The organism is Streptomyces pyxinae, from assembly GCF_024756275.1.
GTDB classification, from domain to species: domain Bacteria; phylum Actinomycetota; class Actinomycetes; order Streptomycetales; family Streptomycetaceae; genus Streptomyces; species Streptomyces pyxinae.
Genome location: NZ_JANUGQ010000027.1, coordinates 38,869 through 56,587, shown reverse-complemented (window position 1 = coordinate 56,587; position 17,719 = coordinate 38,869). Strand labels below are relative to the sequence as shown.

Annotated in this window: 15 protein-coding genes and 4 tRNA genes; 7 read left to right on the top strand and 12 right to left on the bottom strand. The window is 72.0% G+C overall.

Annotated elements, in window-relative coordinates:
- The 4 genes from NX801_RS25160 to NX801_RS25145 form a co-directional block, all read right to left on the bottom strand.
- Positions 1 to 360, bottom strand: coding sequence for a plasmid mobilization protein (locus NX801_RS25160; protein WP_258790183.1), 360 nt, complete (start codon positions 358 to 360; stop codon positions 1 to 3).
- Positions 361 to 681: 321 nt separating this feature from the next.
- Positions 682 to 1,542: a DUF2637 domain-containing protein gene (locus NX801_RS25155; protein WP_258790182.1), complete on the bottom strand. Its 861-nt coding sequence runs from the start codon at positions 1,540 to 1,542 to the stop codon at positions 682 to 684.
- 201 nt (positions 1,543 to 1,743) lie between these two features.
- Positions 1,744 to 3,033 (bottom strand): DUF3631 domain-containing protein, encoded by a 1,290-nt coding sequence (locus NX801_RS25150; RefSeq protein ID WP_428986225.1) that lies wholly within the window; start codon positions 3,031 to 3,033, stop codon positions 1,744 to 1,746.
- A 230-nt stretch (positions 3,034 to 3,263) separates the two neighbouring features.
- On the bottom strand, positions 3,264 to 3,494 hold the full coding sequence (locus NX801_RS25145; protein WP_258790180.1) for a hypothetical protein: 231 nt from the start codon (positions 3,492 to 3,494) through the stop codon (positions 3,264 to 3,266).
- Positions 3,495 to 3,605: 111 nt separating this feature from the next.
- On the opposite strand from NX801_RS25145, the gene NX801_RS25140 reads away from it, so the two are divergent.
- Together NX801_RS25140 and NX801_RS25135 are read left to right on the top strand one after the other, a co-directional pair.
- Positions 3,606 to 4,265 (top strand): helix-turn-helix domain-containing protein, encoded by a 660-nt coding sequence (locus tag NX801_RS25140; protein WP_258790209.1) that lies wholly within the window; start codon positions 3,606 to 3,608, stop codon positions 4,263 to 4,265.
- A complete protein-coding gene (locus NX801_RS25135; RefSeq protein ID WP_258790179.1) occupies positions 4,262 to 5,800 on the top strand; it encodes a site-specific integrase in 1,539 nt (512 codons plus the stop codon). Before NX801_RS25140 ends, NX801_RS25135 begins: the two co-directional genes overlap by 4 nt.
- A gap of 13 nt (positions 5,801 to 5,813) precedes the next feature.
- Here NX801_RS25135 and NX801_RS25130 read toward each other — a convergent pair whose 3' ends face one another.
- A complete protein-coding gene (locus NX801_RS25130; RefSeq protein ID WP_258790178.1) occupies positions 5,814 to 7,301 on the bottom strand; it encodes a 5'-methylthioadenosine/S-adenosylhomocysteine nucleosidase family protein in 1,488 nt (495 codons plus the stop codon).
- 85 nt (positions 7,302 to 7,386) lie between these two features.
- On the opposite strand from NX801_RS25130, the gene NX801_RS25125 reads away from it, so the two are divergent.
- Positions 7,387 to 7,947, top strand: a complete 561-nt coding sequence (locus NX801_RS25125; protein WP_258790208.1) for a hypothetical protein — start codon at positions 7,387 to 7,389, stop codon at positions 7,945 to 7,947.
- A 145-nt stretch (positions 7,948 to 8,092) separates the two neighbouring features.
- Here NX801_RS25125 and NX801_RS25120 read toward each other — a convergent pair.
- The 4 genes from NX801_RS25120 to NX801_RS25105 form a co-directional block, all read right to left on the bottom strand.
- Positions 8,093 to 8,165: transfer RNA gene (locus NX801_RS25120), tRNA-Lys, on the bottom strand.
- A 206-nt stretch (positions 8,166 to 8,371) separates the two neighbouring features.
- Complete coding sequence (locus NX801_RS25115; protein WP_258790177.1) at positions 8,372 to 10,609, bottom strand: DEAD/DEAH box helicase; 2,238 nt, start codon at positions 10,607 to 10,609, stop codon at positions 8,372 to 8,374.
- A gap of 338 nt (positions 10,610 to 10,947) precedes the next feature.
- Positions 10,948 to 11,556: a hypothetical protein gene (locus NX801_RS25110; RefSeq protein WP_258790176.1), complete on the bottom strand. Its 609-nt coding sequence runs from the start codon at positions 11,554 to 11,556 to the stop codon at positions 10,948 to 10,950.
- A gap of 259 nt (positions 11,557 to 11,815) precedes the next feature.
- Positions 11,816 to 12,166: a metallopeptidase family protein gene (locus NX801_RS25105; RefSeq protein WP_258790175.1), complete on the bottom strand. Its 351-nt coding sequence runs from the start codon at positions 12,164 to 12,166 to the stop codon at positions 11,816 to 11,818.
- A 181-nt stretch (positions 12,167 to 12,347) separates the two neighbouring features.
- On the opposite strand from NX801_RS25105, the gene NX801_RS25100 reads away from it, so the two are divergent.
- The 4 genes from NX801_RS25100 (at position 12,348) to NX801_RS25085 (ending at position 14,493) form a co-directional block, all read left to right on the top strand.
- Complete coding sequence (locus NX801_RS25100; RefSeq protein WP_258790174.1) at positions 12,348 to 14,048, top strand: metallophosphoesterase family protein; 1,701 nt, start codon at positions 12,348 to 12,350, stop codon at positions 14,046 to 14,048.
- Between the two features lie 160 nt (positions 14,049 to 14,208).
- Positions 14,209 to 14,281: transfer RNA gene (locus tag NX801_RS25095), tRNA-Glu, on the top strand.
- Positions 14,282 to 14,320: 39 nt separating this feature from the next.
- Positions 14,321 to 14,395: transfer RNA gene (locus tag NX801_RS25090), tRNA-Asp, on the top strand.
- 24 nt (positions 14,396 to 14,419) lie between these two features.
- Positions 14,420 to 14,493, top strand: a tRNA-Phe gene (locus tag NX801_RS25085).
- A gap of 138 nt (positions 14,494 to 14,631) precedes the next feature.
- Here NX801_RS25085 and NX801_RS25080 read toward each other — a convergent pair.
- The 3 genes from NX801_RS25080 to NX801_RS25070 all read right to left on the bottom strand — a co-directional run bounded on the left by NX801_RS25080 (position 14,632) and on the right by NX801_RS25070 (position 17,022).
- Entirely contained in the window at positions 14,632 to 15,456 is an 825-nt protein-coding gene (locus NX801_RS25080) for a cytochrome c biogenesis CcdA family protein (protein ID WP_258790173.1), read from the bottom strand.
- Entirely contained in the window at positions 15,453 to 16,253 is an 801-nt protein-coding gene (locus tag NX801_RS25075) for a DsbA family protein (RefSeq protein WP_258790172.1), read from the bottom strand. The genes NX801_RS25080 and NX801_RS25075 overlap by 4 nt, the downstream gene beginning before the upstream one ends.
- A 220-nt stretch (positions 16,254 to 16,473) precedes the next feature.
- Positions 16,474 to 17,022: a hypothetical protein gene (locus tag NX801_RS25070; RefSeq protein WP_258790171.1), complete on the bottom strand. Its 549-nt coding sequence runs from the start codon at positions 17,020 to 17,022 to the stop codon at positions 16,474 to 16,476.
- Positions 17,023 to 17,719: the final 697 nt, after the last annotated feature.

The window sequence follows — 17,719 nt, the reverse complement described above, 5'->3', positions numbered from 1 at the left end:
TCACCGTCCCGAAGTCACCTGGGCGACGGCCACGTCCACGTCGGCGATCGACGCCTCGATGTGGCTCAGCAGCCGCCGCACGAGGTCCGCTGCGAGCCAGGGACCGTCCTGGTTGAGGTGACGGGTGAGCTGGTTGAGGTTGTTGCCGACCTGGGCGAGCCGCCCGTTGGCGGCCATCAGCGCCTTGACCGTGGCGCGGTAGTCGGCGACCGCGGCAGCGGGGTCGTCGGAGCGGGCGGCGGCGAGCGAGGTCTCGGCGACGTAGCCGCCGACCGGCATGCGGCTCAGGCGGGCAGCGGTCGTAAGGAGGGCGAACTCGTCGTGGCTGAAGCGCGGGTGGACGCGCTTCTCACGCAGCATCGGCTCACGCAGACGACGACGCGGCACGCACGACTGCGAGGTCTCTTCCCGAGTCGGCTCCCCCGGGCCGGCCGACACCGGCGCCCCCTCAGCGCCGGACGCCTCCGCCACCCTGGGGGCGGAGGCCGGGTAAGGACTCCTTACCCGACAACTTGCTGCGCCCGAGGCTGGCGTCGAGACCGGGTGCTGGACGGCGTGAGGGGGATTGGGGAGGGGCTGTTCGTTCATGTGCGGGCTCTCTGATCGGGCGGCTGCGGTGGGAGAAGGGCTGCTCGCCCCAGGGTTTTCCTGGGGCGAGCAGCCGAGGTTCGGAGGGGCGAGCTACGTCGAAGTGGCGTCGCGGCTCTGGTCGAGTTCCTCCTGGAGGAAGCTCTTGACTTGGTCGAGGCGCTCGCGGCCGACACCGAATCCCTTGTCGCGGATGGCCCCCTCGACGTTGCGGCGGGATACCCGCCCGCCACGTCCCAGGGAGGCTGTGCGGCCGATCTCGACTGCCTGCTCGAAGGTGACGATCGGCCTCTGGCCACGTCCGGTGGCGGCCGGCTTCCTGGGCTGAGCCACTTGCCCGACAGGGGCCTGAGCCACGTGCCCGACAGGGGCCTGAGCCACGTGCCCGGCAGGGGCTTGAGCCACGTCCCTCTTATCGGCCGTCGGCTCGTTCGTGGCTGTCGCGCCACGTTCCGAATCGGTGTCCACGGTGATGTGGCGGAGGTCTTCTCGTAGCTCCGTTTCTATGGGTCGGCGTTGGACGATGAGGTAGAAGTGGACGGCTCCGGCCAGGGCGAGTGGCGCGATGCCGGAGATGACACCGACGGTGATGTTGTCGAGCGCAAGTCCGTCCCGCTGGGTCTGCTGGTTGAGGCGGACGGCGTGCAGGACGTTGGCCCAGATGCTCGTGAAGGTGGCGACCCCGACCAGCGCCCCCACATAGCGGCGGGACCTCACGGGCGCGGTGCGCAGGACGAGGAGGGCGCCGACGCCGATGGCGATGAAGCCGTCGATCACGAGGGGGAAGGCGTAGGTGAGCACCCGGTGGATGTGGCTGGCGGCAGCCATCTGGCGCAGCGCGTCGTAGGAAAGCGCGAAGGCGGCCACGGCCATCAGGGCGACGCCCGTGCGGATCAGGGCGGGAAGGGCTGTCGGTGCGGTGTCGAGCGGTGCGGTGGTGCTGAGCGAGGGCAAGGGGAAGGCGCTCCAAGGGGTCGGGGAAGGTGGGCTCGGCCGTGCCGGTCAGGAACCTGTCGCAACCCGTCGCGTGCCTGGTCAGAGCAGGTACGGGTTGAGGTGGCGACATCGGGACGACCTGTCACGGGCGGGTGACCCGTCCCGGCCCTGACCTGCGAAGGGGCGGGTGGGGACGGGTCGTGCCGGGTCAGGCGCCGGTCATGGGGTCGGCAGGAGCAGTGGCTCGGCAGCCGGTGCGGGCTCGGGGCAGTAGCGGGCCCAGGCGTCGGCGAACTGCTCGCGGGTGAAGCCCCTGGCCTGGGAGTCACCGGGGAAGCGGTGGCTGGAGGCGCTGATGCCGTAGTCCTTCAGCAGGAGCTGCAGGCCGCGTGCGGTCAGGCCCTTGTCCTTGTACTCCGGCCAGGGCGACTCGGTGTCGTCGTTGAGGATGCTGAGGAGACGGCCGGTACGGAGCAGGACCGGGTTGCCTTCGGCAGCGAAGGCACGGCGGATGTCGGCGAGAAGCCGGAGGTTCAGGGCGCTGTTGTCCTGGTCCTGTTCGGCCTCGTGCTTCGTCATGGCCAGGCAGGCGGCCCGGGCAGCGGCAGGCCAGGTGCCGCCCGCGAGGTCGGCGACGGCGACCAGCGGCTCCCAGGTGTCGGCGGCCCGGTCCTCGACCGGCATGGGCGGGGTGAGGCCCATGGCGGTGTCGTAGAGCGGCCCGAGCCAGGCCACGAGCCGGTCCCGCACGGCGTGCAGGGCGGGGGTGTCCCGTACGGTGCGGAACTCGGCGACCTTCTCCCCCGGCCCCCGGCGGCGCATCCGGATCACGACCGACCGGTCCATGATCGTGTCCGGCAGGTCTCCGATGCCGGCGAGGGCGGCCATGGCGAAGGTGGGGAACTTCGACACCTCGTGGTTCGGGCCGGAGACCCGCAGGGTCGGGCGGTTGCGCTGGTGGCCGGCGTTGAGCAGGCCGCGCATCTCCTCGTTCTTCTCCGCCACCTTCGCCGACCCGAAGAGCGTGTCGGCCTCGTCGACCAGCAGGGTCGGAGGGGCGTCGGTGATCGACCGGAACACCGCGGCAGCAGACGCGTTGACCGTGATCAACGGGTCGTGCACGGTCTCGGTCACCACGTCCAAGAGCCGCGACTTGCCGCACCGCTTCGCCGGGCCGACGACCGCGAGGCGCGGCGCGTGCTGCCACGCCGTCTGCAGGTGCGTGGCCGCCACCCACAGCGTGACGGCGTCCAGCGCCTCCGGCGAGGGCAGGATCACGAACTTCGCGAGCTGCCCACGCAGTTCGTCCAGCACCTTTGCCCCGGCGGTCGGTTCGGGCCTCGATGCCCCCTCCTCTACAGGCGCGTCCGCCAAGGCCCTCTCGATCCCGTCGGCTTCATCGGCGACGGACTCCTCGCCTGTGTACCGGCCGGGCATGCCGGGGATCGCGGTCGGTGGCCAATCCCGCGCGTCGAGATCGGAATGGGTCCGGGGTTCGGGGTGTTGCACAGGGCAGCTCCTCGTCTGGCGGTGGGCTCGCACGCCCTTGCCGCCGGGTTGGTTCTTCCAGGGCCGTTCGGGGTTGCTCGGGCCTCCGGCGTCGCACCGCCGGGGGCCCATCCCCTTCTCGCGGGCATCAGCCCATCGCGAGGGACCACGAACCGTACGTCCACCCCCGGCAACAGTCCAGCGTTTCTGTGTCAGCTCAGCGCAGAACGGTGTGCTACGGATTCGTCCCTTCACGCCGCCAGCCCGAGCAGGTCCAGCAGGTCGGCGGTCACGACGCGGTAGGCGTTGCCGAACCGCCGCACCTTGCACGGGTAGGCCCCGCGCTTCGCCAGCTCGTACCCCTTGCTCCGCCCCAGACCGAGTGCGCGGTTGCTCGTCTCCAGGTCAACCATCACGGGGAGAGCGAGCATCTCCTCCCGGCTCATCCCCTTCGAACGTCCGGACTTCGCTTCTTCTCGCATGCGGGGGACCTCTTTCGGCACAGCCCTCGGCGAACGTGACCGTCACATCCGGCTCCAGGCGTCTACCGATCAGGATCCACAAGCTAATGTGTCCATGTGACACAACGCGATGTGGATGCTGACGAGGACGACTTCCCCGAGTGGGTGGACCGGGTCAAGGCCAACGTGGCCGGCGAAGTCCGGAGGAGAAGGAAGGAGATGGGGTGGAGCGCACAGGACCTGGCGGACCGCTGCGAGGAGCTGGGACACCCCATCCCGCGCAACGTGATCGCCAACATGGAGTCCGGCCGCCGCGCCGTCCTCCCCCTGGTGGACGTGATCGTCCTGGCGGCCGCCCTGGAGACCTACCCGGCCCACCTGATCTTCCCCGTCGGCTACGTCGAGGAGACCCAGGAACTCCCCTTCCAGCCCCTCGTCCCCACCTGGGACGCCCTGCGGCGCTTCACCGGCGAAGAAGAAGTGATCGACAACGACGCCGGCCTCGTCCCCTCCTTCGAGTACCACGCCAGCCTCGTGCGCACCGCGCTCGCCGCCCTCGAAGAGGAGGAACACGCCCGCTTCGCGGCCAAGCAGGCCACCAGCCGTGCCCAGCGCGAGGAAGCCGAGCGCAAGCGGACCACCTACGCCGATCAGGCCATCTCCGCCAAGTACACCCTCCGCCACCTCCGCCGCGAACTCCGCGAGGACGGTGCCGTCCCACCCGACCTGCCACCCGCACTGGGCGACGTCGACCCGCCCGAAACCGACCCCACACCGGAGGAACGCCTTTGAAGGGCTCCACCCACCGCCGCTGCTACTGCCGTGACCCCCACACCGGCAAACCGCTCGGCAAGAAGTGCCCCAAGCTCGCCGGCCGCAAGCACGGCTCGTACTCCATCCGCCAGGAGCTCCCGCCCCGCGAGGACGGCACCCGCCGCTCCTTCAGCCGCGCCGGTTACGAATCCCTCAAGGCTGCCCAGGCCGACCTCGACCACGTCCGCGCGCTCCTCGCCCTGGCCGACACGGACGATCCCGACAGCCTCCAGCGCCTCGTCACGCTCCTGGAGGAGGTCGGGGACGAGAAAGCGCCGTTGCCCGAGGTCGAGGAGACACGGCGGCGCCTGAGGGCCGGTCTGGGGCTGCGCGGCAAGCTCACGGTCGGCGAGTGGCTGGACGCCTGGTTCGTGTCGAAGAAGCGCCGCAGGACCACCCTCAACGGCTACGCGTCACACATCCGCGTCCACCTGAAGCCCCGTATCGGGCACATACGCCTGGACCGGCTCAACGTCGGTCACCTCGTGGAGACGTTCGACGGGATAGCCGACGACAACGAGGTGATCGCCGCCGAGAACCAGGCCCGCCGCGAGCAGATCGCCCGCTGCAAGCCGAGTCGGCCCGGCCGCCCGGTCGCCGCTGAACGGGCCCTACTCGCCGCCGAGCGGGCCAAGCTGGCGGAGATGAAGCCGTTCCGGAAGATCACCGGCCCGGCGACCAGGCAGGCCGTACGCCGTACCCTCCGCGCGGCCCTGAACTCCGCCATCGCCCAGCAGCTCATCACGTTCAACCCGGCCGCCCACGTCGAGCTGGAGTCCGGCAAGCGCCCCAAGCCGCTCCTCTGGACCGACGAACGCGTCCGCCGCTGGCGGGAGACGGGCGAGGTCCCCGGTCCGGTCATGGTGTGGACTCCGCAGCAGTTCGGCGCCTTCCTCGACGCCGCCGAGGAGGATCGGCTCTACGCCCTCTTCCATCTCATGGGCACCCGCGGCCTCCGGCGCGGTGAGGCCGTCGGCCAGGACTGGCACGAGACCGACCTCGACGCCGGCCTCATCACCCCCGCCAAAGAGATCGTCGTCGACGGCTGGGACCCGTACGAGTCCGAGCCGAAGACCGACGGCAGTGCTGGCACGATCGCCCTCGACAGCGTGAACGTGGCCGTCCTGCGCGCGCACAGGAAGCGCCAGGCACGAGAACGGAAGAAGGCGGGTGCCGCCTGGCAGGAGACCGGGAAGATCTTCACCAAGGAGGACGGCTCCTGGCTCCACCCGGAGACGGTCTCGGAGACCTTCCGCCGCCTCCTCACCACCACCGACCTCCCGCCCATCACCCTGCGAGACCTCCGCCACGTGGCGGCGACGCTCACCCACGGCGCCGGCGGCGACATCCACACGATCAAGGAGACCCTCCGCCACTCCACGATCACCCTGACCTCGGACACGTATACGAGTCTGTTGCCTGAGGTAGACCGTGAGATCGCGGAGAAGGCAGCCGCTCTGATCCAGCGCAGCCGCCCTACATCGTCACAGTCCGATCCGCCTCCGACCCAATGACCGGCGACCTCCTCTACCATTGACGACGTGGGTTTCGGAAAGAGTAGATCAATCGAGCAGTAAGCTCTTCGGCCAGCTCTCGACCACACCTGGAAATCATTTCGACACCGATGGCCTCTTCGGGTTGAACTTCGATGGGCGCATCGGTTGGCCGGATTCTGGCGGAATGCGGGTTAACTTCACTAAGGCGCTCTACCGTGACCATCGTAGTATTCTCGACAGCTACAGCAGGGGCATAATGCGAAGCGGCGGGACTAGCAATAGAATCCAAAATCTTCAGCAGAATTCCGATTCTATCGCGTGTGCGATCCTCGTCCAGCACATAGGAAAGTCCCGGATGCGGAAGAGCCTCCCAGGCACTTCGTTGACCTGATCGCGTAATTGCGATCCCAGCTGAACGATTATGCCGATCCTTTACGGCTACCAAAGCCACCTCGGCCGAATCATAAGCTTCTACATGCTCAAGATTCGTGAAGAACCCTTCCGACCTCCCTAGATCAACCAACTCGGCAGTCAGCTGCTGCATTCGCACCGCAGGCACTCTGCTGGTTGCGGGGACAGGCACGAGGTGGAGTTCAAGCAACGAAGCACTGCTGGTGTACTCACTCGTTGGGATCAGGTTCTTGCGCCAAGTCACCACAGCCGGCTGCTCAAGGGGCTGCCAGACCAGTTCGTCGTCGAGCCGTCGCGAGGTACTGAAGTCTGGGCCACCGACAGAGGTCGGTGGCGGGCTGAGCTGAGTGATCACTTCTGCCAGGAAGAGCGCGGCATGACTGGCAGCCGCTTCCTGTAGCCCTAGGCCATCAGTGTTCTGCTTTGTTCCATCCGCTCTATCGCTAATGCCCCGGATCATAAGATGGGGTACGGCTTGAGTCTTGTGGGCCGCGCTGGCGAATCCGGCACCTTCCATCTCCACAGCGACGGCACCATTGTAGGAGTGGTCCAGGAATGTCCTTAGCGAGGACTCCTGAGGAGCGTTCAGTACGACGTCACCCGCCACAATGGGCTTGAAGTGAACGGCGGTCGAAGTCCGCACTCCCTCGGGAAGCTTGCTCCTCCATGTGCCGACATTCGCAACGTACTGAGCCACCTGCTGCAACTGATAGGAGGCTTCCCAACTACGAGAGCGGACCTTAAACCCGTCCGGGTCCTGCTTGCCTCCGTGATACGCGTGCACCTCAGTCGCGACTACGATATCCCCTGGAGAGATATCCGATTTAAGCCCTCCAGCGATTCCCGTGAAGAAAACAGCTCGTGGTTGAACAAAACTGACGGCTCGCTCAGTAAGCGCTGCGGCCGAATCGTTGCCAGGACCGGTAGACGTCAGATAGACCGTGTGCGAGGTACCAGCAAGACGCCCCTGCTCGAAGATAGTTCCAGCGTGATCAACACGCCTCGGGTCCTCAAGGAGGCTACGCACGGCCTGGTACTCCAACGGGAGCGCCGTCAGCACAACGATCTTGTCCGATGCCTCGTTCAACTCGGCCCCCTTGCCCAGCATCGCTTCACGGTGCAGCCTCACAGCGGAGTCCGCTCTCCAGGTTCATACCGTAGGCCCTGTCGGCGGCTGTGAACGGGTGAACGGCATCGTGTCGGTACGTGAGGGGGAACCCGTGGCTGGTAACGGCGAAACAAGCGAGAGCGCCGTGCTCCTCGCTGAGTACGCCCAGATCAAGGATGAGCAGCGAGCGCGCATCGGATTCCGCGACAACTTGCTGTACGTCACGCTGGCGGCCGTGACTGCTCTGACTGCTGTCGCTCTGCAGACCAAGCGCCCACAGTTGCTGCTGGCTCTACCAGTCGTCTGCATCGTGCTTGGGTGGACCTACCTCGTCAACGACGAGAAGATCTCAGCCATCGGACGGTACGTCCGCACCGAACTTGCCGGTCAACTGGCAACAAGAGTGGACGCAGGGGCCCCGCTCTTCGGCTGGGAGACCTTCCACCGCAGCGACGCGAAGCGGGTCTCTCGCAAGGTCACACAGACGATCGTCGATCTGACGGCCTTCTTCCTCACCCCCTTCTCCGCGCTCGTCGCCTTCTGGTGCTCGGGTAGGGACAACGCTCTGTTGACCACGGCCTCCGTCCTGGAAGCCGTCATGTTGGTCGGCCTGGGCATCCAGTTCCTCCGTTACGCGGAGAGGTAACCGCCTCGTGAGCGCAGCGTCCGGTATCAGTGGCGCTCACGCATCGCTCACGCACCCACCCCCGAACGACGAAGCGCCCCGCCCGGTCGAAACCGGTCGGGGCGCTCCACCGCAGGTCAGGAGGCTTCCCCTGCCCTGCTGTCGGTAGGCCGTGTGGGACTCGAACCCACAACCAACGGATTAAAAGTCCGCTGCTCTGCCAATTGAGCTAACGGCCCGCGCCCCGCAGCATAGCGGGGCCGGGGGGTGCGTGGTCGGCGCGCCCCGACCGAGCATAGTCCCCCGGAGCTGCCGGGCCGACCGGGTATCGGGTACGGGCGTGGCCTGGGGATACGCGGCGGGCCGGTACGGCGCCCGGGAGCGCCGTACCGGCCCGTCGGACCGTCACCTGCCGGGCGGGGTCAGCCGCACCGGCCGGGCGGGGTCAGCCGTTGCGCTTCCAGCGCGGCTTGTCGTCGCGGCGGCCGTAGGACGACGAGGGCGAGTTGGAGCCGGCGCCCCGGTGGTCGTCGCGGCGGCCGAACGGGCGGTCGTGGCCGCCGGAGCGGAAGCCACCGGACGGGCGGTCGTCGCGGCGGTCGCGGTTGAACGGACGGTCGCTGCCCCGGTGGCCGGAGGGACGGTCGTCGCGGCGGAAGCCACCACGGTCGTCACGGCGCTCGAAGGAACGGCCACCGCGGTCGTCGCGCCGGTCGCGGTTGAAGCCGCCCGAGGGACGGTCGTCGCGGCGGAAACCGCCACGGTCACCGTCCCGGCGGTCGTCGCGCCGGTCGTCACGGCGGAAGCCACCGGAGGGACGCTCGTCGCGGCGGAAGCCACCGCGGTCACCGTCCCGGCGGTCGTCGCGCCGGTCGCGGTTGAAGCCGCCGGAGGGGCGGTCGTCACGGCGGAAGCCACCACGGTCACCGTCCCGGCGGTCGTCGCGCCGGTCGTCACGACGGAAGCCGCCACGGTCGTCACGGCGCTCGAAGGAACGGCCACCGCGGTCGTCCTCGCGGCGCGGGGCACGGCGCTCGAAGTTGCCGCGGTCGTCCCGGCGGTCCTCGCGGTACTCGCGGGGCTGCTGCTCCGGCGCGGGGGCGGCGACCGCCTCCGCGACCTCGGCCTCGGCCTCCTCGGTCACCTGGGTGACGGCGGCCTCCGGGTCGTCGCCGCGCTCGCGGGCGGCCCGGGCGACCAGGCGGTCGGCCTCCTCGCGGAGTTCACCGGCCCGGCGCTGGAGGCGCTCCAGCTCCCGGGTCAGCTCGGCGACCTCGCGCTCGGCCTGCTTGGCGGCGCTGTTCGCGGAGTCGGCCTGCACCTCGGTGAGCGAGCGGGCGCCGGTGATCTCGGCCACCTCGGGCTCGAACGCACCGGAGCCACCCACGATGTGACGGGAGGCGTCCACGCCCGCGTCCTCCATCAGGCGGAAGATCTGGCGGCGCTGGTGCGGCAGGGCCAGCGAGACGACCGTGCCGGACCGGCCGGCGCGGGCGGTGCGGCCCGAGCGGTGCAGGTAGTCCTTGTGGTCGCCGGCCGGGTCCACGTTGAGGACCAGGTCGATGCCGTCCACGTGGATGCCGCGGGCGGCGACGTCGGTGGCGACCAGCGCGTTGACGTAACCGTCCTTGAAGTCGGACAGCGTCCGGGTGCGGGCGCCCTGAGTCATGCCGCCGTGCAGCGCGTCGGCCTTCACCCCGGAGTCGCGGAGCTGCTCCGCGATGCGGTCGGCGCCCAGCTGGGTGCGAACGAAGATGATGGTGCGGCCCTTGCGGGCGGCGATGGCGTTGGTGACCGGCGCCTTGTCCTTCGGCTTCACCACGAGGACGTGGTGGGTCATCGTGGTGACGTTGCCCTGGGCGCTGTCGACCTCGTGGCTGACCGGGTTGTTCAGGTAGCGCCGGACCAGGGTCGCGATCTCGTTCTCCATGGTGGCGGAGAAGAGCATCCGCTGGCCGTCGGCCGGCACCTGGTCGAGCAGCTCGGTGACCTCGGGGAGGAAGCCCAGATCGGACATCTGGTCGGCCTCGTCGAGGATGGCGACCCGGACCTGGTCGAGCGAGCAGGCACCGCGGTTGATGACGTCACGCAGCCGGCCGGGGGTGGCGACGAGGATGTCGACGCCGCGCTCCAGCGCGTAGATCTGGTTACCCATCGACGTACCGCCGCAGACGACCTTCATCTTCAGGCCGAGCACATCACCGTACGGCTGGAGGGCGTCCGCCACCTGCATGGCGAGCTCGCGGGTCGGGGTGAGGATGACACCGCGCGGCTTCTTCTTCTCGGTGTGGCCGCCGGCCAGGGTGGCGAGCAGCGGCAGACCGAAGGAGAGGGTCTTGCCGGAGCCGGTGCGGCCGCGGCCGAGGATGTCCTTGCCGGCCAGGGCGTCCGGGATGGTCGCGGCCTGGATCGGGAACGGGACGGTCACGCCGTTCTGCGCCAGCTTGCGCACGACGCCCTCGGGCAGCCCGAGGTCCGCGAAGGTCACGGTCGGCTCAGCCGGCTCGGCGGACTCCGCCGCGCCGCTGTCGTCGGCGGACTGGACGTCGGCGGTCTCAGCGGTCTCGGTGAGCTCGGCGGTCTGAGCGGTCTGGGCCGCCCCGGCCGTCTCGATGGCCTCGGACTCGGCGGAGACGGGGGTCTCGGCGGTCACAACGGTACGGTCAGAACTGGAAATGGACATGCGAAATGCGAAACCTTCCGGAGTCTCGGCACGCGCCCGTCAACTCCGTGTTTCGCCAACGACCGCCTCGATGCGGTCAGCCACGGCAAAGGAGAGTACGCGCCACACGCGGCGCTCTTCGGTCGTGGCGCCGGGCAAATGGGATCAAACGATCTACCACCATACGCACCCTCCCCCACCCCGCGCAAATCCGATACGGCCGATACGGAGTGGAGCGCGTCACAGTCCCGGTGCCCGACGTCCGGGACGGGCCCTGTCCTGGACGGCCTCCCGGCGCCGGACGGCCTCCGCACGCCGCCCCGGTACCACCACCGCGCCCGGGGGCGCCGGCCACCGGCTCATGCCTCGGCCCCGGCCGGCGCGGCGAGCACCTGGGGCGTCCAGGCACCGTATCCCTGGGGCGCCCGCATCGCCTCGGTGTGGGAGTCGCCGCCCGGCGAGGGAGCCGGCGGGTCCGTAGGCTCCGGGGTCGGCTCGACGGGCGGGGTCGGGGTGGGCGTCGGCTCGGGCTCGGGGGTCGGCTCCGGGGGCGTGGGCGCCGGGGTCGTCGGGGCCGGGCCGCCCCCGCCGCCGCCGCCGGACCCCCCGGGCGGCCCGGCGGTCGGCGTGGCCACGGGGGGCCGGCCGGGGCGGGCACCCGGCGCGGCGCCCTTGGACGGCGCGCCGCTCGGCCCGGCCTGGGCGCGGGGTCCGTCACTCGCCCCGGCCGGGTGCTCCGGGTCCGTCCGGCCGTCCGGCTCCTGGCCGCCGCCGGAGACCGGGCCGCCGTCCGCGGTCGCGTCCACCGCCTCGTGCTCCACCGTCACCTCGGACGGCTCCACGGAGTTGGCGGGCGCGGGCTTGGCGCGCTCGTCGGTCACGCTCATACAGCCGCTGACGGTACCGGCGGAGGCGGCCACCGCCAGTGCGGTGACGGCCCAGCGGACGGGGGCGGGCATCTGGCGCACGGGGGCTCCTCCGGGACACGGAACGCGACGGCGAGGCCCGGACGGGATTGCCGGACCCTGGGACGGGGTCGCCCTGCCCAACTCCCCGGGCCCCGCAAGGGACACGCCCGCCCCGGTGGTCACCTGCCGCCCGCGCGCGGCCGCCCGTGGCCCGACGCCCGCGCACGGCCCGCCCCTGGCCCGTACGCGACCATCCGCCGCCCATCGCCCGTCGCCCGCGCCCCGGCACCCGTGCCCCGGACACCGGGGCCGGAGCCCGTCAGCCGTAGCCGAGTTCGTGCAGCCGCTCGTCGTCGATGCCGAAGTGGTGGGCGATCTCGTGCACCACGGTGACCTCGGTCTCCGCCACCACGTCCGCGCGGGTCTCGCACATCCGCAGCGTCGGCCCCCGGTAGACGGTGATGCGGTCCGGCAGCACGCCCGCGTACCACTCGCCCCGGTCGGTGAGCGGGGTCCCCTCGTAGAGCCCGAGCAGCTCGGGGTCGTCGGGGGACGGCTCGTCCTCCACGAACACGGCCACGTTGTCCATCAGCCGTGTCAGCTCCGGCGGGATCCGGTCCAGCGCCTCGGCGACCAGTTCCTCGAACTCCTCGCGCGTCATCTCCAGCACCCGGCCATTGTCCCGGACGCGCCCCGGCGGCGGGGGCGCGGGACGGCGGCGCGCACACCGTGGGGCCGGTTCCGCCGCCCCAACCCACCGGGCCCCCAGCCCACCGGCTCCCCGGCCCCCGGCTCCCCCGCACGGGCGGGGGCGGGCATGTCCGGAGGGCGGAACGGGCATACGGCTCCGCATGGCCCGCGCCCTCCGTGCCACGTACCACCGTGCACTCCGCCATTACCGCTCCCGCCACTCCGGCCCCACCAGCACCCTGGTGCACCCGCCGCATCCCTGGGCCCGCGCCCTCGGCATGGTCGGGGTGGTCCTGCTCGGCGCCTGGCTCGGTCTGCTGGTCGTCGGCAGCGTCCGTACGCCCGTCGGCCCGATGGACACCAGCATGACCCTGCGCCCGTCCCTGGAGGGCGGAACGAAGATCAACGTCTCCCCGCTGGGCGCCCTCCAGCTGGACTCGCACACCGCGCCGCTCCGGCTGGACGTGGACGTGGACCAGCTCGACCCGGTGCGCTCCCAGGCCCTGGTCCAGCACCCGGAGCGGATCTCCGGCCTCCAGGAGGAGATCACCCGGGACGTCAGCCACGGCACCCGCGACCTGGCCGTCCGGTCCTGCGTCGCGGTCGTCTCCGGGGCGACCGCGCTCGGCCTGGTGGTCTACCGGCGCCCGCGCCGCGCGCTGGCCGCCGGCGGGCTGGCCCTGGTGCTGCTCGCCGCCTCGGGCGCCTGCGCCTTCGCCACCTGGAACCCCAAGTCGGTGCTGGAGCCCCGGTTCTCCGGGTTGCTCTCCTCGGCGCCCTCGGTGGTCGGCAACGCCCGGTCGATCGTCAGCGAGTTCGACGTCTACCAGAAGGAGCTGGCCCGGCTGGTCACCAATGTGACCAAGCTGTACGACGCCACCTCCGCCCTGCCGACCTACCAGCCCGACCCGGGCACCATCCGGGTGCTGCACGTCTCGGACATCCACCTCAACCCGGCCGCCTGGCACATCATCGGTTCGCTGGTGAAGCAGTACAAGATCGACGTGATCATCGACTCGGGCGACACCATGGACCACGGCACCGCCCCCGAGAACGGCTTCCTCGACCCGGCCGCCCACCTCGGCGCCCCGTACGTCTGGGTGCGCGGCAACCACGACTCGCGGGTGACCCAGCGGTATCTGGAGGGCCTGAAGAACGTCCATGTCCTGGACGACGGCCGGGCCGTCACGGTCGGCGGGCTGCGGGTGGCCGGGATCGGGGACCCGCAGTTCACGCCCGACCGCTCGGTGGTGCCCGCGACCGACGACGACGAGCGGGCGGCCGGCCGGCGCCTCGCCGCCGCGCTGCTGGGCCAGGAGCGGTCCGGGACGCCCGTCGACATCGCGGTGGCCCACAATCCGGTCGCCGCCCAGGAGACGGACGGCCGGGTGCCGCTGGTGCTGGCCGGCCATGTCCACCACCGGGTCGAGAAGACGCTGCCGCACGGCACCCGGCTGAAGGTCGAGGGCTCCACGGGCGGCGGCGGGCTGCGCGCCGTACAGAACGAGCGGCCGGAGCAGGTCCGCGCCTCGGTGCTCTATCTGGACCGGGACACCCGGCGGCTCCAGGCGTGGGACGAGATCACGCTCGGCGGCCTCGGCCTGACGACCGCCGAGGTGAGCCGGCACGTGCCCAAGGAGCGCCTTCCCGGCGCCCCCGGCCCGTCGCCCACCCCGTCCGCCCCGGACTCGTCCCCGGGCGCCGCTTCACCGGGCGGCAGTCCTTCCGGCCCGCCCTCCGGGTCCGGCCCGCCCTCCGGGGCCGGTGCACCCGCCGGGAGCGGTACGCCCTCCGGCGCCCGTACGCCCGCCGGAAGCGGCTCCCCCGGCGGCGGTACGCCCGTCCCGGCCGGTACGCCCTGACCTGTGCGCCCTCCGGGACGGGCCCCCGGGCCGCGGGACCCGGCCCGGTCCTGAACGGGGGCCCGCGGGGCGCCGGGGAACCGTTTTGGCGATCGGTCCGCCCATCGCCTATGCTTCTCACGTCCCCGACGCGCTGAGAGGCGCTCAGGCGGGCCTCTTAGCCCTCATCGTCTAGTGGCCCAGGACGCCGCCCTTTCAAGGCGGTAGCACGGGTTCGAATCCCGTTGGGGGCACGCATCACCGTGTGCGAGACTGGTTCTCGCATCACGTTTGGTCCTGTGGAGCAGTTTGGAGTGCTCGCCACCCTGTCAAGGTGGAGGCCGCGGGTTCAAATCCCGTCAGGACCGCTGGTGTTTCACGTGAAACACCGTGGCTGGGTAGCTCAGTTGGTACGAGCGATCGCCTGAAAAGCGATAGGTCGCCGGTTCGACCCCGGCCCCAGCCACCGCCCGAAGCCCCCGGCCCCGCGCCGGGGGCTTCGTCGTGTGACCCGTACGAGAGCGTCGTACGGGAGACACGTACCGGTGCGCCACCGGGGGCGGGCCGGCCCGGAGGCCCGCCACCCGGCGACCGGTCACCGGTGCTACGCCCGCTCGCGGCGGCGCCAGCCCCGTACCCCCAGGGCGATCGCCACCACCGCGACCACGGCCACCAGCAGCGCCCAGTCGGGCACCGCCGCGCCCAGCCCGGCGGCCCACTCCTCGACGGCGTACGAGTCGTCCACGTCCAGCAGCCCGGGCAGCGCCGTCGCCCCGTCGAAGGCCAGGAAGAGCACCCCGAGCGCGACGAAGAAGAGGCCCGACAGCAGCGAGGTGGAGTGGGTCTCCCAGCGGCCCACCCGCACCGGCCGGCCGCGCAGCCAGCGGCGCCGGCCCAGCTCGAACCGGTCCCAGAGCAGCGCCAGCAGAAAGAGCGGCACCGCCATGCCGAGCGCGTACACCGCCAGCAGCAGGCCCCCGTAGACCGGGTTGCCGCCGAGCGCGGCCACCGTCAGCACGCTGCCCAGGATCGGGCCCGCGCAGAATCCGGCGAGCCCGTAGACCAGGCCCAGCGCGTAGACGGAGAGCACGGTGGTGGGCCGGATGCGCCCGCTCGCCTCACCGAGCCGCCGGGAGGCGAAGCCCAGACCGAGGAGCTGGGCCAGTCCCAGGCCGATGATCAGCCAGCCGCCGGTCGTCACCAGCAGGTCCCGGTGGCCGTAGAAGAGCCGCCCGGCGAACGAGCCGGCCGCGCCCAGCGGGACCAGGGTGGTGGCCAGCCCGGCGTAGAAGATCCCGGTCCTGGCCAGCAGCCGGGCCGGGGAGTCGATCGAGTACGCGAAGAAGGCCGGGAGCAGCAGGGCGCTGCACGGGCTCAGCAGGGCGAGCAGCCCGCCGAGGAAGGCGGCCAGATAGCCGAGGTCGGTCACCGGTCGGCCCTCTCGTCCCGGGCTCCCGCCCCCGCCGTCTCACTGGGAGTGACAGACTCGGGGCGCTGCTTCGCGGCGGCCGCCGACGCTTCAATTGCTTTCGCGAACGCCTCCGTCGGCTGGGCGCCGGCGAGCGGGCGGCCGTTCACCAGGAAGGAGGGGGTGGAGGTGGCGCCCAGCGAGTACCCCTGGTCCTGGTCCTTGGCCACCGCCTTGCGGGCGGCCTCGCCGTCCAGCTCGCGGGTGAAGCGGCCGAGGTCCGGTACGCCCGCCTCCCGGGCCAGGGCGGCCACCCGTTCGGCCGAGAATCCCTTCTCCTTGGCGCCCTCGGCGTAGGCGGCCCGGTGGAACTGCCAGAACCGGCCCTGCTGGCCCGCCGCCCAGGCGGCCCGGGCGGCACGCTCGGAGTCGGCGCCGAAGATCGGGAAGTTGCGCCACTCGATGCGCAGGACGCCCCGGTCGACATAGCGGCGGATCAGCTCGGGTTCGGTGTCGCGGGCGAACTTGCCGCAGTAGCCGCACTTGAAGTCGGCGTACTCGATCAGGACCACCGGGGCGTCGGCCCGGCCGAGCGCCAGGCCGTCCTCGGCGTCGCGGCGGGCGTACCGCTCCAGCTCGGGGTAGACCCGGGGCTCCGCGCCCGGCGCGGACTCCCCGCCGCCGGGCGTGCGGGCGGCGGAGGCGGTGGGCGCGTCGGGCTTGGTGGCGGTGTAGGAGACGGCGCCGAGCAGCGCGGCGGCGGCGACCACCCCGGCTCCGATGACATACGGCTTGCGGGCGGACGAGAGGAAGGGCATGGGGAACTCCTGAGCGCGGTGCGCGGCCGGCGGCGAGGCCCGTGGCCGGGGGCGGGTACGACCGTCCCGGTGGTCACCCCTGAGGGAGACACGGGGACGCCCGCCCGGCGGACGCGGGTACGCGGCGGACGCGGGAACGACTGGGTCGGCGGGGTGACGGGTGCGGCCGGGCCCCCGGGCGTGCCGGGAGAACGGGCCGCCGGGCCGCACCGGGCGCCGGCTATACGCGCAGGACCGAGAGGCCGACCGGGGTCGGCGGGGCGAGCGGCGGTGGCGTCCGGCCGGGACGCACGGCCGCCGGTACGCCGCCCGGCACGGCCCAGCTCCCGGCCAGGTGCCGGGCGGTGTGCGGGACCGGCAGCAGCTCGGCGCCGGTGCCGCCGCGCGACGGGACCACCGGCCGCAGCCCGCCGTCGTCCGAGCCGGGCCCCCGATCACAGCCGGGCGCCCGACCGCCGGACGCCGGAGGTACGGCCGCTACGGCCTCCCCGGCTCCGGGGCCCGTGAAGGACGCGGCGGTGGCGTGCGTGAACCGGGCGGCCGGCGCGGCGACGGCCCGCGCGGCGGCAGGTTCCGCACCCGGTACGGCGATCGGTCCGGCGCCCCCGGCAGCCGGCCCCCCGGCCCGCGCGGCAGGCTCCGCGAGCCCCGCGCCCGGTGATACGGCGGCCCTCGCGGAGGCTCCCGCCCCGACCACCGGGTGGCCGCCCGCCCCCAGGCAGCAGACCAGTGCGATCAGCACGGCCAGCACGGCCGGCCACAGAGGCATCCGGGAGGGCAGGCGGGCGGGGCCGTCGGCTCGGGCCACGGTCCACCGCCTTCCGGAGGGTCGGGCCGGGTCCGGGCGGGGCGCTCGGCCCCGGCCGCCCGGCGGATGCGTCGGCTCGCCCGAAATGGTACGGGCCCGGGGCGGAGGCCCGTACCGGAAAACCGGCACCGGGGAGTCGGACCCCGGCAACGGCAGAGGGCGGGGAGCGGAGGGCGCAAGGTGACAAGCGAAGCGCCCCACCCGCCCGGGACGGGGCACCCCGTGCCCGCACCCGGCCGGCCCGCACCCCGGCACCGACGACGGGGCAAACTCCCGTCCCGGCACCGCCGACCACTCCGCCCGGCACCCGGCACCGGTCAGCCGACGGCCCCAGGACCCGGCACCCGCACCGCCCCTGCGCCCCGGCAACCGCACCATCCGGCCCCTGGCATCGGACGCCGGACGACCACGGCAACCCCCGTATCCCCACCCGCACCCAGGCGGCCAGCACCCGGACCCGGTCGCCCGACGACCCCGGCCCCCAGCAACCGCGCCACTCGGCACTCCGGCGCCGACGAGGGCACCACACCGGCGCCCCGGCGCCCGAATGCCCCGGCGTCCAGACACCCGACAACCGCACCCGGGGACCCCGGCACCCGCCGAGGGGGAGGCCAGCCCCCACCCAGGGGAGGCCGCCCCCGGCAGCCCGACATCCGAC